Source organism: Isoalcanivorax pacificus W11-5, from assembly GCF_000299335.2.
GTDB classification, from domain to species: domain Bacteria; phylum Pseudomonadota; class Gammaproteobacteria; order Pseudomonadales; family Alcanivoracaceae; genus Isoalcanivorax; species Isoalcanivorax pacificus.
The window spans coordinates 1495441-1510373 of the sequence record NZ_CP004387.1 but is presented as its reverse complement, the minus strand read 5'-3'; the positions used below and the strand labels follow the sequence as shown (position 1 = coordinate 1510373).

The 14933-nt window shown below is 63.9% G+C and carries 14 protein-coding genes; 5 read left to right on the top strand and 9 right to left on the bottom strand.

The genetic code is table 11. From position 1 onward, the window contains the following. Positions 1-10 precede the first annotated feature (10 nt). On the top strand, positions 11-658 hold the full coding sequence (locus S7S_RS06770; RefSeq protein WP_008738884.1) for a hypothetical protein: 648 nt from the start codon (positions 11-13) through the stop codon (positions 656-658). On the opposite strand, the gene S7S_RS06765 is transcribed toward S7S_RS06770, so the two are convergent. After that, positions 659-1540 carry an AEC family transporter gene (locus tag S7S_RS06765; RefSeq protein WP_008738886.1) on the bottom strand — a complete coding sequence of 294 codons (882 nt, stop codon included), beginning with the start codon at positions 1538-1540 and terminating at the stop codon, positions 659-661. A 66-nt stretch (positions 1541-1606) separates the two neighbouring features. Here S7S_RS06765 and mnmC point away from each other — a divergent pair, with 66 nt between their 5' ends. Together mnmC and S7S_RS06755 are read left to right on the top strand one after the other, a co-directional pair. Then, entirely contained in the window at positions 1607-3478 is a 1872-nt protein-coding gene (gene mnmC / locus S7S_RS06760; RefSeq protein WP_035205482.1) for a bifunctional tRNA (5-methylaminomethyl-2-thiouridine)(34)-methyltransferase MnmC2/FAD-dependent 5-carboxymethylaminomethyl-2-thiouridine(34) oxidoreductase MnmC1, read from the top strand. Next, positions 3475-3876 carry an MAPEG family protein gene (locus tag S7S_RS06755; protein WP_008738927.1) on the top strand — a complete coding sequence of 134 codons (402 nt, stop codon included), beginning with the start codon at positions 3475-3477 and terminating at the stop codon, positions 3874-3876. Before mnmC ends, S7S_RS06755 begins: the two co-directional genes overlap by 4 nt. Before the next feature lie 2 nt (positions 3877-3878). Here S7S_RS06755 and S7S_RS06750 read toward each other — a convergent pair whose 3' ends face one another. Together S7S_RS06750 and S7S_RS06745 are read right to left on the bottom strand one after the other, a co-directional pair. Beyond that, a complete protein-coding gene (locus S7S_RS06750) occupies positions 3879-4124 on the bottom strand; it encodes a YheU family protein (RefSeq protein ID WP_008738929.1) in 246 nt (81 codons plus the stop codon). Between the two features lie 87 nt (positions 4125-4211). Then, positions 4212-5696 carry a flavin-containing monooxygenase gene (locus tag S7S_RS06745; RefSeq protein ID WP_008738931.1) on the bottom strand — a complete coding sequence of 495 codons (1485 nt, stop codon included), beginning with the start codon at positions 5694-5696 and terminating at the stop codon, positions 4212-4214. An 89-nt stretch (positions 5697-5785) separates the two neighbouring features. Here S7S_RS06745 and S7S_RS06740 point away from each other — a divergent pair, with 89 nt between their 5' ends. Next, the gene (locus S7S_RS06740; protein ID WP_008738932.1) at positions 5786-6448 is read left to right on the top strand and encodes a TetR/AcrR family transcriptional regulator; all 663 of its coding nucleotides are present in this window, start codon (positions 5786-5788) and stop codon (positions 6446-6448) included. Here the strand turns inward: S7S_RS06740 and S7S_RS06735 are convergent. The 3 genes from S7S_RS06735 to S7S_RS06725 all read right to left on the bottom strand — a co-directional run bounded on the left by S7S_RS06735 (position 6439) and on the right by S7S_RS06725 (position 9672). Next, positions 6439-7551 carry an alkane 1-monooxygenase gene (locus tag S7S_RS06735; RefSeq protein WP_008738933.1) on the bottom strand — a complete coding sequence of 371 codons (1113 nt, stop codon included), beginning with the start codon at positions 7549-7551 and terminating at the stop codon, positions 6439-6441. The two genes, S7S_RS06740 and S7S_RS06735, sit on opposite strands and share 10 nt — an antisense overlap. Positions 7552-7741: 190 nt before the next feature. Beyond that, positions 7742-8989, bottom strand: a complete 1248-nt coding sequence (locus S7S_RS06730; protein ID WP_008738934.1) for a DcaP family trimeric outer membrane transporter — start codon at positions 8987-8989, stop codon at positions 7742-7744. 245 nt (positions 8990-9234) lie between these two features. After that, positions 9235-9672: a PaaI family thioesterase gene (locus tag S7S_RS06725; protein WP_008738935.1), complete on the bottom strand. Its 438-nt coding sequence runs from the start codon at positions 9670-9672 to the stop codon at positions 9235-9237. A 55-nt stretch (positions 9673-9727) separates the two neighbouring features. Between S7S_RS06725 and S7S_RS06720 the strand changes: the two genes are divergently transcribed. Beyond that, positions 9728-10429 (top strand): GntR family transcriptional regulator, encoded by a 702-nt coding sequence (locus S7S_RS06720; protein ID WP_008738936.1) that lies wholly within the window; start codon positions 9728-9730, stop codon positions 10427-10429. 285 nt (positions 10430-10714) lie between these two features. On the opposite strand, the gene S7S_RS06715 is transcribed toward S7S_RS06720, so the two are convergent. The 3 genes from S7S_RS06715 to S7S_RS06705 form a co-directional block, all read right to left on the bottom strand. Then, positions 10715-12271, bottom strand: a complete 1557-nt coding sequence (locus S7S_RS06715; RefSeq protein ID WP_008738937.1) for a long-chain-fatty-acid--CoA ligase — start codon at positions 12269-12271, stop codon at positions 10715-10717. Between the two features lie 13 nt (positions 12272-12284). Then, positions 12285-13268 carry a Bug family tripartite tricarboxylate transporter substrate binding protein gene (locus S7S_RS06710; RefSeq protein ID WP_008738938.1) on the bottom strand — a complete coding sequence of 328 codons (984 nt, stop codon included), beginning with the start codon at positions 13266-13268 and terminating at the stop codon, positions 12285-12287. A gap of 251 nt (positions 13269-13519) precedes the next feature. Next, positions 13520-14920: a hypothetical protein gene (locus S7S_RS06705; protein ID WP_008738939.1), complete on the bottom strand. Its 1401-nt coding sequence runs from the start codon at positions 14918-14920 to the stop codon at positions 13520-13522. Positions 14921-14933: the final 13 nt, after the last annotated feature.

Below are 14933 nucleotides of genomic sequence, written 5' to 3'. Positions count from 1 at the left end.
TTCTGGAAACATGACATACCCGCCACATTTCACGACACGCCGCTTACTGCCGGCCGCGCTGCTGGCCCTGGCGCTGGGCGGCTGCCTGATGGCCCCGGACGACGCCAGCGATTACCCGAGCCTGGACCAGATCCCGATGGAAATCCCGCCTGCCGACACGGATCTCACCGCCTGGCAGGCGCCGCCACAACTGGGCGACTACCGCTTTCAGGGCGAAGCCACGCTGGAAGGCCAGCGCACGCGCATCCTGCGCTACAGTCACGCGCAGAACGAGACCCTGATCGACCTGACGCTGTTCCCGCTGCCCGGCGGCTGGGACACCATGACACCGACCCGTGCCGTGGCCGGACAGTACGGCCAGCAGCGCCAGCAACTGATCGAGCGCGCCCTGCGCCATGGTGCCCAGGAAGTCCAGCCCATGGACGAAAGCCTGGTGACCGTCGAAGGCATCAGCTACCCGGTGGCCCGGGGACAGCTGGCGCAGCGCTACCGCAGCAGCACGCTGACCACCCTGGTGCAGCTGACCGCACTGCCTCCGGTGTTCGTGCTGGCCACCGCCAGCGTGCCCTCCGGGCACACCGAGGCCACCGAGGCGCTGCTGCGCGATGCCCTGCTGGCCATCGCCCGGCTCAATGCCGACATCATTGATACGCCCTGATCACCCCCGCAACACGTACCCCAGCAGCACCGGCAACAACACAAAGGCGAGCGCGGTGGACACCACCACCATGCCCGCCACCTCCTGCGGCCCCTGCCGATAGCGCTGCGCAAACAGATAATTGAACACCGCCACCGGCATGCTCGACTGGATCAGCACCACACCCCGCAGCGCACCCTCGACCGCAAACAGCTCACAGACCAGAAAACCGACGCCAAACCCCATCAGCAACCGCAGCAGCGCAAACCCGGTTGCGCGCCCCAGCCCGGCCACCTGCAACTGCCCGAGCGAGACGCCGAGCGTGATCAGCATCATCGGGATGGTCATGCCGCCAATCAGCTCCACGGTGTTGAACAGCCACGCCGGCAAGCGCCAGCCGGTGACCACCATCAGGACGGCAATGGCCACCGACACCACCACCGGATTGGTGAACAGTTCGCGCAGAAAACTCTGCCCGCTGACCACTACCACCCCAAGCGAGAAATGGCCTATGGAATTGAGCATGAACCAGGCCAGCCCGAGCACCAGCCCCTGCTCACCGAACGCCAGCAGGCACAGCGGCAGGCCCATGTTGCCGACATTCGGAAACGTCATGGCGGTGAAATAGACCCGCAGCGACACCCCGCTGAGGCGGATCACTGCCAACGCCGCCAGCGCCGTCAACACCAGCACGGCGCCATACAGAGCGGCCACTTCCAGCAACGCCGCCTGCGACAGCGACACCGCGCTGAGTGTGGCCACGATCAGGCACGGCGCGCCGATATACATCACCAGCGAGGACACCATGCCGGTATCGAACGGACGGCCGCGCCGCACCCAGACAAACCCGATCAGCACACAGACCAGGACCGGGGCGATGATGCCGAAAATCTGAGCAACCATAGACACACACACCAGACGAAGACGTGGGGCATAATAATGCACTGGCTCACGATACAGGACGCTTTCTTGGACGACTTCGCCCCGTTGCAACCGGCCCGCATCGACTGGCAGGACACCACACCCGTGGCACGGGATTTCGACGACCCGTACTTTTCCCGCGACGATGGCCCGGCAGAAACCACCCATGTGTTTCTGCACGGCAACCAGTTACCCGAACGCTTTGCCGCCCTGCCGCCCCGCGCACGATTCGTGATCGCAGAAACCGGCTTCGGCACCGGCCTGAATTTTCTCTGCGCGGCCACGCTGTTCCTGCAACAGGCGCCGGCCGACGCCGTGCTGCACTTCGTCTCAGCGGAAAAACACCCGCTGACCCACGCAGACCTGGCCCGCGCGCACGCTGGCTGGCCCGCCTTTGCACCGCTGTGCGCAGAGCTGGCCCGGCATTACCCGGCGCTCACACCCGGTTTTCACCGCCTGTGGCTGGGCAACCGCCGCATCGCCCTGACCTTGCTGTTCGGTGACGCCGCAGTGCGTTTCGGCCAGCTACAGGCGCGTGTCGACGCCTGGTTCCTCGATGGCTTCGCACCGGCCCGCAACCCCGGCATGTGGACCGACGACCTGTTCCGGCAGTTCGCCCGCCTGAGCGCGCCGGGCGCCAGCTTCGCCACCTTCACCGCCGCCGGCTTCGTGCGGCGCGGGCTGGCCGCGCAGGGGTTTGATGTTGCCCGCGTGCCCGGCTTCGGCCGCAAGCGTGAAATGCTCACCGGGCACTTCCTCGGTGGCTGGCAACCGGCACACAGCACGCCGGGCCATGCGCTGGTTATCGGCGCCGGGCTCGCCGGTGCCACCAGCGCCCGCGCACTGGCCGAACGCGGCTGGCAGGTGACCGTGTGCGACCCCGCCGGCATTGCGCAACACGCCTCCGGCAATCTGGCCGGTGTCGTCTACACCACCCCCAGCGCCCATGCCACGCCGCAGAACCGCTTCTACCAGAGCAGCTACCTGCACGCCCTGCACTGGCTGGCGCGGCACGATTTTCCATCGCAACCTGATGACGGCGCGCTGACCGGCGTGCTGCAACTGCCACCGGATGCACGTCACCGTGACAAACAACAGGCTGCGCTGGACAGCGGCCTGTGGCCCGCCGACGTCCTGCGGCCAGCGGGCAGCGGCTGGCCTGACGCCAGCCTGTTAATGCCCGCCGGCGGTTATCTGCGTCCCCAACGCTGGTGCGAACATCTGCTGCGCCACCCGCATATCACCGTGCTGCCGGAGGCTGTCGAGACACTCACGGCAACGCAAACCGGCTGGCAGGTCGGCACCGGTCACCGCACCCACGACGCCGACATCGTCATCATCGCCAACGCCGCCGACGCCACCCGCCTGGCCGGCCTGCACTGGCTGCCGCTGAAACGCATCCGCGGCCAGGTCAGCTACTACCGCGCCACCGAGGCCAGCCAGCGTTGGTCACAGGCGATCTGCCACAGCGGCTACCTGACCCCGGCCCTGGATGGCCTGCATTGCGTCGGTGCCACCTTCGACCTGCATCAACTGGAGGCCACACCACGCGACGGGGACGACGCCCGCAACCTGGCCGAACTGGCCGCCAATCTGCCGGCGTACCACGCCGACCTCGGCGGTGCAGACGCCGCCCTGGCGGGCCATCGCGTGGGGTTTCGCTGCCAGAGCACCGATTTTCTGCCGCTGGCCGGCCCGGTGCCCGACGCCTGCGCCAACCCGTCCACGCCACAGCCCGGCCTGTACCTGAGCATTGCCCACGGCAGCCGGGGCATCACCGGCACGCCGCTGTGCGCCGAGCTGATCGCCGCGCTGGCCAATGACGAACCCGTGCCGGTGGATCAGGAAATGCTTGCCGCACTGGCCCCGGCACGCTTTATTCTTCGCCAACGGAAAAAACAACCGGAGTGGATGCCATGATGCTGACCGTTACCGCCCTCTACACGGGCCTGTTCCTGCTGTTGCTGCTGGCGCTTGCCGCCAACGTGGTGAAAAACCGCCTGCGCGGCCAGGTGTCACTGGGTGACGGCGGCAAGCCGGCACTGCAACAGGCCGTACGCGCCCACGGCAACGCCGCCGAGTACATACCGATCGTGCTGATTGGTCTGGGGATTCTGGAAAACCTGGGCACCAGCCCGGCGATGCTGCATCTCTATGGCGCCGTGTTTTTTATCGGCCGCCTGATGCACGCCTGGGGGCTGGCGCAGCCCAACACCACCAATAACGCCCGCAAGGGTGGCATCGTATTGAGCTGGCTGGTGATGCTGTTGATGGCGCTGCAACTGCTGTGGAAAGCGCTGGCACATATGGTGTTCTGAGCTCAGCCGTCGCTGTCCGGACTCAACCCCATTTCCTGTAACTGCCGGCGGGAAAAAATCGACACGCTTTCGGTGGTCTCGTCAAACCAGACCACCGCCTCCCCCCGGCGCAACTGCCGGCGCACCTGCTCGACGCGCGTGGTGAGCGGGATTTCGGTTTCACCGTAATCGGTGCCATCGCGGGTGACGAATTCCTCGATCAGATTGTCGAGGGTTTCTGCGGGAATTTCCTGCCAGGGCACATGCATCACGGCACACCTTGAAAAAGACCGCGCCAGTATACGCTGGCGCGGTGGCTATCGTCAGTGCGTCGTCAGGGCCTCGTCAGGCAGCCTTCAGTCAATGAGATAGTCCTGCTGATTGAAGCGCCGTGCCCGCAGCCGGAACTCGAACGTAAAGCCCGGCCACAGTGCCGTGATCTTGCCGCTCTTGTGCTTGTACCAGCTGTCGCAACCGGTGGCCCAGATCGAGCTGCCCAGCCGCGCCTGCAATCTCTCGTTGTAGCGCGCCTGCACTTCCGGGCGCACTTCCAGCACCTTGCCGCCGGCCTTGTTGCGCAGCGCCAGCAGGCGGGCGATGTAATCCACCTGGGTTTCGATCATGAAGATCATCGAGGTGTGGCCCAGGCCAGTGTTCGGGCCAATGATGAAATACAGGTTCGGGAAACCATTCACCAGCGTGCCCAGATACGCTTCCTCACCGTCACGCCACGCATGCGCCAGGGATTCACCGTCGCGGCCATGGACCCGGTCGGCAATGGGGTTCTCGGTGGCATAGAAACCGGTGGCGAAGATCAGCACATCGATCTCACGCTCCGTGCCATCGGCTGTGACGATCGAGTTCGCACGAATCTCGCGGATGCCATCCGTCACCAGTTCCACGTTCGGCTGTTGCAGCGCCGGGTACCAGTCATTGGAAATCAGGATGCGCTTGCAGCCGATGGTGTAGTCCGGTGTCACGATATCGCGCAGCGCCTTGTCCTTCACCTGCCGGCGGATATGCCACTCGGCCAGCTTCTGGAACAGCGTCATCAGTTTCGGGTTCAGCACCAGCCCCATCACCCGGCTCTCATGGCCCCAGTAGATGGCCGCGCGATGCAGTTGCCGGGTCAGCGGCAACTTGCGGAACAGGGTTTTCTCCGCATCCAGATAGGCGCGGTCGTTACGCGGGATGATCCAGTTCGGTGTGCGCTGGTAGACGTCCAGACGCCCTGCCTGTTTGGCAATTTCCGGCACCAGCTGGATTGCCGAGGCCCCCGTGCCGATCACCGCCACACGCTTGCCGGCCAGGTCGTAGTCATGATCCCAGCGCGAGGAGTGAAACGTCTTGCCCTGGAAACTTTCCACGCCGGGAATATCCGGCAGCTTTGGCTCGGCCAGGCCGCCGCTGCCCATCACCAGCGAACGCGCCGTGATGTCGCCACTGCCGGTCACCACCCGCCACAGGCCATTGGCCTCGTCATAGGTGGCGTTTTCCAGATTGCTGTTGAAGCGGATGTGCGGGTAGAGGCCATGGTCGTTGGCCACTTTGCGCAGATAACGGTAAAGCTCCGGCTGGGTCGGGTACTTGCGCGACCAGTCCGGGTTCGGTGCAAACGAAAACGAATACAGGTGCGACGGCACATCGCAGGCCGCGCCGGGGTAATGGTTATCGCGCCAGGTGCCGCCAACCTCATCGGCGCGTTCCAGCAGCACAAAACTGTCCTGCCCATCCTGCTTCAGCCGGATCGCCATGCCCAGCCCGGCAAAGCCGGTGCCGATGATGGCCACTTCCACGTCTGGCGTCGCCTTGTTATTCGAGATCTTGTTCGCTGCGCTCATGGTCACTCCAGTGCGGCAGGCACCCTGCCAATCTGACAATAGTGCGTGTCACTTTACTTCTGACAACAAGCCATGTCAACATTGCCGCCATGAGCACACCCACTCCCCCCAAGCCTCGCCGGGGCCGCGCCTACCGCGGTGTCAGCATCGAGGCACGCCGCGCCGAGCGGCACCAGAAGCTGCTGGACGCCGGCATCCAGGTGATCGGCACCCAGGGCTACCACGCCACCACCGTGAAAGCGGTCTGTGCCGAGGCCGGCCTCACCGAGCGCTATTTCTATGAATCGTTCAGCAACAGCGAGGCGCTGTTGTGCGAAGCCTATGCGCACATCATCGGCCAGTTGCGCGAGCGCATCGGCACCAGCCTGAGCGCGCACCAGGCGCAGCCGGACACGCTGATCGAAGCCGCCCTGAACAGTTACTTCAGCTACCTGCGGGACCACCCCGGCCATGCCCGGCTGATGATGGTGGAAGTGCTCGGTGTCAGCCCCACTGTGGACCAGCACTATCGCCGGGTGATGGAGGATTTCGCGGAGTTTCTCGCCGCCACCCGGCGTGGCCTGTATCCGGCCCAGGACACCCATGGTGTGGACGAAATGATGATTGCCACCGGGCTGATCGGTGCACTGGTGAACATGGCCATGCGCTGGATGCTCAGCGGTTTCCGCGAATCACCGGAAAGCGTCGTCGCCGCCGCCCGCACCGTGCTGCTGGCGGTCAACCGGCATCTGCTGGAAGCGGATCAGCCCTGATTGATGCGCGAACGGTCACCGCCGTAATGGTCGATCACGCGCTTGTCCATCACCCAGAACCACAGCGGCGGCACCCAGGCCAGCACGATCATTGACGCATACCCGCCGGGCAATTGCGGCGCCTCATCGAAATGCCGCAACGATTGATAGGAGCGTGTCGGGTAGGCGTGGTGATCGGAGTGCCGCTGTAACTGATACAGGAAAATATTCGTCACACGGCGATTGCTGTTCCAGGAATGTTCCGGCCGGCAGGGTTCATAACGGCCATTGTCTTTTTTGCGTCGCAGCAGCCCGTAGTGCTCGATGTAGTTCACCACTTCCAGCAGCTGGAAACCGAACACTGACTGGATCAGCAGGAACGGCAGCAGACCCCAGCCCAGCCAGAGCAGCAAGCCGCCCCACAACACCACCGACATGCCCCAGGCCTGCAGGTTATGGTTCTGCCAGTGCCACACGGGTTTTTTCTCCCGCGCCAGCCGTTCCGCTTCCAGATGCCAGGCGGAGCGCAGGCTGCCGAACACCGTGCGTGGCAGAAACCGGTAGAAGGTTTCACCAAAACGGGAGGAAGCCGGATCTTCCGGTGTCGACACGCGCACATGATGGCCGCGATTGTGCTCGACAAAAAAATGTCCGTAAAACACCGGCGCCAATGCCAGCTTCGCCAGCAGGCGTTCAAAGCCATTGGTCTTGTGCCCGAGTTCATGCGCAGTGTTGATGGCGATGCCCATGGCCGTGCCGGTGGTGATGGCGAACCCCAGGTAGCTGTACCACGGCAGCACGTAGGTGGCCGCCACATAACATGCCGTGATGAACGCCCAGTATTGAAAGGCCACGGCCACCCAGACCGCCACGCGGTAATAGGTTTCACTTTCCAGCCGTGGCACCACCTCTTCCGGCGGGTTCTCGGTTTCCTCACCCAGCAGCATATCCAGCAGCGGAATCATGACGAAAACGAATATCGGCCCGAACCACCAGGACAGGGCATTGCCGGTGGTATTGGCGAGCAGGATGGCACCCAGTGGCAGCAGCATGGTCAGCGTGCTGAGCAGCCAGAGATAGCGGCGCTTGTCGGTCCACTCCGGTTGCAGCGTCGTGGCAGTCATGACGGACCTCCGCAGTCAGCCCCGTTTTATCCATGCTGGACCCGGCGCACGGCGCGTTCAAGGTGACATTTGGCTACCGGATGTTGCGGGAAGTAAATGACGTGAAAAAAAAGCCCCGCAGGCGCGGGGCATAAAGGGAAGACAGTGAGATCAGCGCACTCTTCTGTCAGGTGGCCACACAGCGGGTACCTTAGAAATTGAACTGGGCAGACATCGCAATACGGGTCAGGTCCGGCGTACCGCCGTTGGCCATTTCCAGATCAAAGTACTGGTATTCCACGCCGTAGGTCATGCGCGGCGACGGCGACCACATCAGGTTGACGAAGCTGGCGTCGTATCGGGTGGTGGTGGTGCCGGTGTAGTCGCCTGCGTCCTGGATTTTCGAGGCGGAGTAAGCCACCGTGCTGCGCAGGGTGTCGGTCCAGTAATGACGGTAGAACACCGAGGCGCCCCAGGCGTCCACGCCCTCGATCTGGTCGCCGTTGACGATGGCATCCGGGTACGCACGCAGGCCCATGTAGCGGCCCACATTGCCGTAGTTCACCTGCAGGCGGATATCGTCTTTGCCGATGGTCGGGAAACGGGCAGTCAGGCTGTAGGCATCGGCCCACTGGCTGTCGCGGTTGACACCGTCATCCAGCGCCAGTTTGCGCGCCAGCACACCGGCGGACACATGGCCCCAGCCGCCCTTGAAGGTCAGGCGGGTGATCAGGTCCGGCGTATCCTGCTCGTCCGCGCCGGTGTCTTCCGGATTTTCCAGTGCCACCTGCCACATGCCGCCTTCGAACGGCACCGTGTAGCGCACCATGGTCTGCCGCACAAAGTTCACGTTGGACTGCTGGCCGAAGGCGATCAGCTCGCCAATACCGTTCAGGTCGGTAAACGTGGACCAGGTCTGGCCGATCAGCAGGTTGCCGTATTCACCGTACGCTTCACGCAGGCGCGGCGCATAACCGTTGGACACGAATTCGTTGGCGGCACTGTGTTCGCCATAAAAATCCCAGGACACGAACGTCTTCAGGCGCTTGTCACCGATCGGTGTCAGCGTCTCAAACGCAAACCGGCTCTGGCGGGCGCCGAGGCTAAAGCGGCCACTCTTGTTTTCGTCCAGCGCCTTCAGTGCCGTGGCCGTGACAATTTCATAGTTCTTGCCGTTGCTGAAGCCGTTGTCGGACCAGGACATGTCGGCTTTGACATAGCCACTGAATTTCAGCGTGGTGTTGCCCACCAGGATGCCGCCCCCCGGCGCGGTGCGCACCAGATCCGAACCGGACGCCGGCTGCTCGCGCAGCGCACTGCGCATGGCGTCGATTTCCTGCTGCAGCGCGTCGATCTGCCGTTGCAGGTCTGCGCCGTCCTGCGCCAGTGCCGGCAGCGGCAACAACGCCAGTGATCCGAGCAGTACAGCACCGCCTGCTTTTCTGACTGGATTGAACATGGGTGATCCTCTCTGTGTTTTTATTTTCCGGGGCGAACCCCTGTGTCGTGACAGGCCGTCATCGCGCTCTGTGCCCCCGTCACTGACGGGGTGCTCTCCCGAGCCGCATGCGTCCTCCGCGCCGCCGGAGCCGTAGCGCCGGACTCTCGGCGGCATTCGGCATACGGTGTACGGAACACCGTATACAGAATGATTCAGCCAAAAGCCGCCCCACAACGCCGGCGGCTCCGGGCCTGTCGGCCCTCTCAGGCCGGCGTATTCAGCAGAAAGGAACCGCGGCCGGTGGCCACTTTCCTGCCCTGCTCGTCCATCACATCCGCATTGCCCACCAGCACCTTGCGGCCCGGCTTGATGATCTCCGCCCGGGCGGTCAGCACGCCCTTGCCCGACGGGCGCAGGAAGCTGACATTCAGGTCCACCGTCAGCGGCTTCGAATCGAACCCGCAGACACCGCGCACCGCACTGCCCAGCACCGTGTCGATCAGCACACAGTAGATGCCGCCGTGCACCATGCCGTAGGCCTGCAACAGCTGGTCATGCACCGGCAGCGTGACTTCCGCCACGCCCCCGTCGACAAAGCTCACTGACACACCCAGAAACTTGCGAAACGGGTTGGTACGTTCCAGGCGATCTCGTGTTCGGTTGTCCAGCTCATCGGTATCCCGTTCCCCGCTGCGCGGCATGCGCGCGAGTTCGTGTTAATCTATGGCCGCTCTGTCAGCCCCGGAACGCCATGCCATGCCCAGCCCGAAATCATCCAGCCTCAAGTCATCCAGCCTGACCCCGGTCCGCCGTCGCTCCATCGAGGAGGAGGTCTACCTGCGCATGCGCGAGGCCATCCTCAGCGGCGAAATGGCCGGCGGTGACCGCCTGATCCACGAGGAGCTGGCCGGCCGTTTCGGCACCAGCCGCATCCCGGTGCGCGATGCGCTGCGTCGCCTGCAGGCCGATGGCCTGGTGGAGACCGACAGCCGCGGCATCTACACCGTCACGCCCTGCGCCATCGAGGACGTGGAAGAAATCTATTCCCTGCGCGCACTGCTCGAAGCCCGCGCCGTGGCCCTGGCCACCCCGCACCTGAGCAAGGCCGACCTGGCCGAACTGAACCAGTTGCAGCAGGCCATGGACGCCACCGAAAGCAGCGGCGACGTGGACAGCTACGTGGCCCTCAACCAGCAGTTCCACCACGCGATCTACGAAGCCGCGCGGCAACCCCGGTTGCTGAAGATCATCACCAGCCTGTGGCAGGGGCTGCCGCCGCTGACCCCGCTGAAGATTCACTCCCGCGTGCCCGCCTCCAACCGCGAGCACCATGAGATTCTGTCTGCCCTGACCGAGGGCGATGCCAAGGCCGCCGCAGCGGCCATGGCACGACATATCGACAATGCCGGCATCGCGCTGCGCGACTACATTGCCGAAGCCGGCGGGCAACTGCGTTAGGGCCTGTTCACACTCATTCCAATGGCCCTGCTGGCCCTGTTTTGCCGCCCCGCAAGGCAGCCGGTGCGTAGTGTGGCGGGTCCACATGAGCAGCGGCTAACGCGGCGGGGTGGCAAAACAGGGCCAGCCCTTCGGGTTGAGCCTGAGAACGCGCCGCTCCGCGTTGCTCGTCGTTCATTTGGGTCCACCAAACTTCTCTCCTCGCGCCTCGCCTAAAGCGCCTACTTCTGGTGATCGGCGCGTTTTCAGGCTCAACAGGGCCATTGGAATGAGTGTGAACAGGCCCTAGGACACCTGCCGCTCGCGCCCTTTCCAGTACGGCTCGCGCAACACATGCTTGAGCACCTTGCCCGGGCCCGACATCGGCAGTGCCTCGACGAACTCCACTGACTTCGGCACCTTGTAGCCGGCCAGGCATTCACGGCAAAAGGCTTGCAGCGTTTCAGCCGTCACGCTGACACCTTCGCGTTTCACCACCACCGCATGCACCGCCTCGCCCCAGGCCTCGCTGGGCACGCCGATCACGGCACAGGCCTGCACCGCTTCGTGGCGCGCGAGAATGTTTTCCACTTCGGCGGAGTACACGTTCTCGCCGCCGGAAATGATCATGTCCTTGATGCGGTCGACGATGTAGAGGTAGCCGTTCTCATCCATGTAGCCGCCGTCGCCGGTGTGCATCCAGCCGTTGCGCAAGGCCTCGGCGGTAGCCTCCGGCTTTTTCCAGTAACCCAGCATCACGTTCGGGCCACGGGCAATCACCTCGCCCACCGTGCCGCGTGGTACTTCGTTGTCGTCTTCATCAACAATGCGCACTTCCACACACAACCCGGCGCGCCCGGCGGACCGCACAATGCCGGACTCCCACGCCTCGGGCAGATGGTTGAACCAGGGATTGATGCTGATCACCGGCGCCGTTTCGGTCATGCCGTAGGCGTGCGAGAACTGCGCTTTCGGAAACGCTTTCATGGCCCGTTCCAGCACCGCCAGCGCAATCGGCGATGCGCCGTAGGTAATCCGTTCCAGGCAGTCCAGGTCGTAGTCCGCGAAGGCCGGATGATCGAGCATCATCTGGATCATGCTCGGCACCAGCACCACATCGTTGATGCGCTCGCGGCTGATCAGCGCCATCACTTCCTCAACCCGGAACGCCGGCACCGCCACGCTGGTGCCCGCCACCATGATCTGCGAGATCAGCTTGCCCAGGCTGGCAGTGTGGAACAGCGGCGCCACATACAGGCTGACGTGATGCCGCAACGGCTCGCCTTCGGCCATGCGCGCCACCGCCGAACTCCACAGATTGCGGTGCGACAGCATCACGCCCTTGGGAAAGCCGGTGGTGCCGCCGGTATAGAGAATGGTCGCCATCTCGTCGCCACCTCGACGGCAGTCCTCGACCTGCGGTGCCTCGTGCAGCCAGTCACCGAACGCCGTCACACCCTCTGGTGTTTCGGCCTGCCCCAGATGCACCACGGTCTGCAGCGCGCGGGCGCCCTGCAGCAACGAGGCGGCCATCGGCGCGAACGCATCATCCACGAACAACAGTGCGGTATCGCTGTCATCCAGCGAGTAGATGATTTCCTGCTCGCTCCAGCGAGTGTTCACCGGCACACAGACCGCGCCCGCCCACCAGCAGCCGAGAAAATACTCGGTATGGAAATCCGAATTCAGCGCCAGCAGGCCAACACGATCACCGGGCTTCACACCCGCACGTTGCAGTGCGCCGGCGAGCCGGGCGCAACGCTCGCCGAGTTCACGGTAGCTGGTGCGCCGGTCGTCCTGGATGGTCGCGAGGCGGTCCGGAAACTGCTGCACCGCGCGGTGCAATCCCTGGGTCAGATACATGATGTGCGAACCCTTAATCCAGTTTCACGCCAACTTCTTTGATGATGGCGCTCCAGATGTCATTGTCGCGCTTGACGATCGGGGCAAACTCCGCCGCCGGCAGCGGATCAATGATCAGCGACAGGTTTTCGATACGCTGTACGACTTCCGGGTCCGCCAGTGCCTTGGTGGCGCTGTCGGAAAGGCGTTGCACCACTTCGGCGGGTACACCCTTGGGACCGAACAGGCCGAACCAGCCACGGTTGTCCATGCGCTCATAGCCCAGTTCCTTGAAGGTCGGCACATCCGGCATGGCCGGCATGCGGTACGGCCCTGTGACGGCCAGTGCATTCATGCGCCCGCTCCGCACATGCGGCAGCGCGCCAACACCGGACATGATCACACCGGTAATCTGGCCGCCAAGCAGATCCGTCACCGACGGCGCTTCGCCGCGATACGGAACATGCACCCAGTCCAGGCCGGTCTGTTCGGTAAAGGCGTGCATGTACAGGTGGCCGGACGAGCCTGCACCATAGGAGCCGTACACATGCCGGCCCGGTTCCGATTTCACTTTCTGCACCAGTTGCTGTGGCGTTTCGATACCGGATTCGCCCAGCACTGTCAGCACCAGTGGCGTGGTCACCAGTTGCGCCACCGGCGTGAAATCCTCAACCGGATCAAACGGCGGATTGCTCAGCAGGTGCGGCGCCTGGACCAGCGACGAAATAGTCAGCAGCAGCGTGTAGCCATCCGGGCGTGCGTTCACCGCCGCTTCGGAACCGATCATGGTGCCGGCGCCGGAACGGTTGTCGATCACGATGGGTTGCCCAAGGTCACGGGACATGAAATCGCCCAGCACACGTGCCAGGGAATCGGTGGCACCGCCAGGCGGGAACGGCACAATCACGCGAATCGGTTTATCCGGGTAGTCGGCACTGGCGGACAGCGAGGAAAACAGGCCGGCACAGGCCAGCAACACCGCAGCGCACAACGAAAAACTCAAACGTCCAGCTTGCATGGTACTTCTCCCAGCGGATGAATTTATTTTTATATGATCACGATAGTGGGCACGGCACCCTGATCCCACAATGGCGGTTTGTATCAGCAAACATTGGCCAAACATGTCCGCGCGCGCTGCCAGCCGTTCCGCGCACAGCGAAACAGACCGGCAGGCAATTTCAGGCACTGGCCAGAGGGGGAAATTAGCGGTGGAATCCGCTGTTTTTCAGCGATGATCAGGCCGCCTGTTACGCCGGGTAACACCCGGCATTAGAACCACAGCCATGACAGCAATAACAGCCAGAGTGCACAGACACACACACCACAGAGCACATACAGGCCGTTCCAGCGCCAGCCCATGACCTGCGGGCTGACACGCACCAGCTGGCTGCTGATCAGCATGGTGCTCGCCACCGGCGAACAGCTCACTGCCAGTGTCCAGCCGCTGGCCACACTGAGCGCCAGCAATTCCGCCGACAGGCCAAACATCGACGGCTGCGCCATGGCCGCCAGGAGAATGGTCGACACCAGTACCGGATTGAGGCCGAGTTGGGGCAACGCTGTCATCAGCACCAGCACCAGCAGCGCCACCGGCGCACCATACAACCCCATGTCGGCCAGCCAGCCGGCGAACGCATCCACCGGCAGCAACGCCGCAATCAGCGTGCCCATCAGCGCGCCGGCGCAGAGCACCGCCGTTTCTGCACGCAAACCGCTGAACTGATGCGGTGCGCGCCGCATCAGCCGCGCCAGTGCAAAGCGCAGCGCCCTGCCCCAGCCGCGACGCCGGTACTGCATCACCATCCACACCAGCGCCGCCGCCGGCGCCACCAGCAGAATCGCCAGCGTCAGTGATTTGTGCAGCCATTGCTCCAGCAGCACCGCCGCCACAAACACCGCACCGACCAGTGCCAGAAAACGCAACACCGGGTGGCCCGGCATGTCCGGTTGCACCACCGGCGGCACCGCGCCGGCAAGATGACGTGGCGCACTGACACGATCCAGCCACGTGCCCAGCAGCATCAGCAGCAGCGTGGCGCCCAGACCAAGCGGCCACAGCCGCCACCATTTCAGATCCGGCAGCACGGACAGGATCACTGCCATGGTCATGGTCAGCGGTGAACCGAGCGGGGAAGTGGAAAAGCCGCGCGTGATCGCGGTGAACATACGCCGAGTACGCGCTTCACGCACCGCCACATTGCCGCCGGCAGCGGTCAGCGTATTGGCACGGCGCGCCATCACCCCGAGCAGGTTCAGCACGGCCATGTTCAGCAGAATGCCGATCATCAATGAACCGGCACTGAGCGTGGCATAGCGCTTCGACGGGGGCTGGTTGATGATTACCTGCCCGCACTGGCGCACCAGCCGCGAAGTTTCCGCTGCTTCGCGCAGGTACGACAACGCGGCCAGAAAGGTGGCAAACCAGGCGGCACGATTAAAGCCGGTGAACAGGCCGCCGGCGACATCGTCGGCGCGCCAGACAAACAGCAGCAGCACACCGGCCGCCGCAATCAGTACCGCACGCGGGATACGGGCCAGCCGTGGCCATTCGCTGATCAGGTAAAGCACCAGCGCGAGATACCCCGGCAGCGCCACTGGCGCCCAGCCGGACAATTGATAGACCAGCGTCGACACCATCACGACTGGCAGCAGCAACACGCGCGCGTGCATCGAGGTTCCCCTT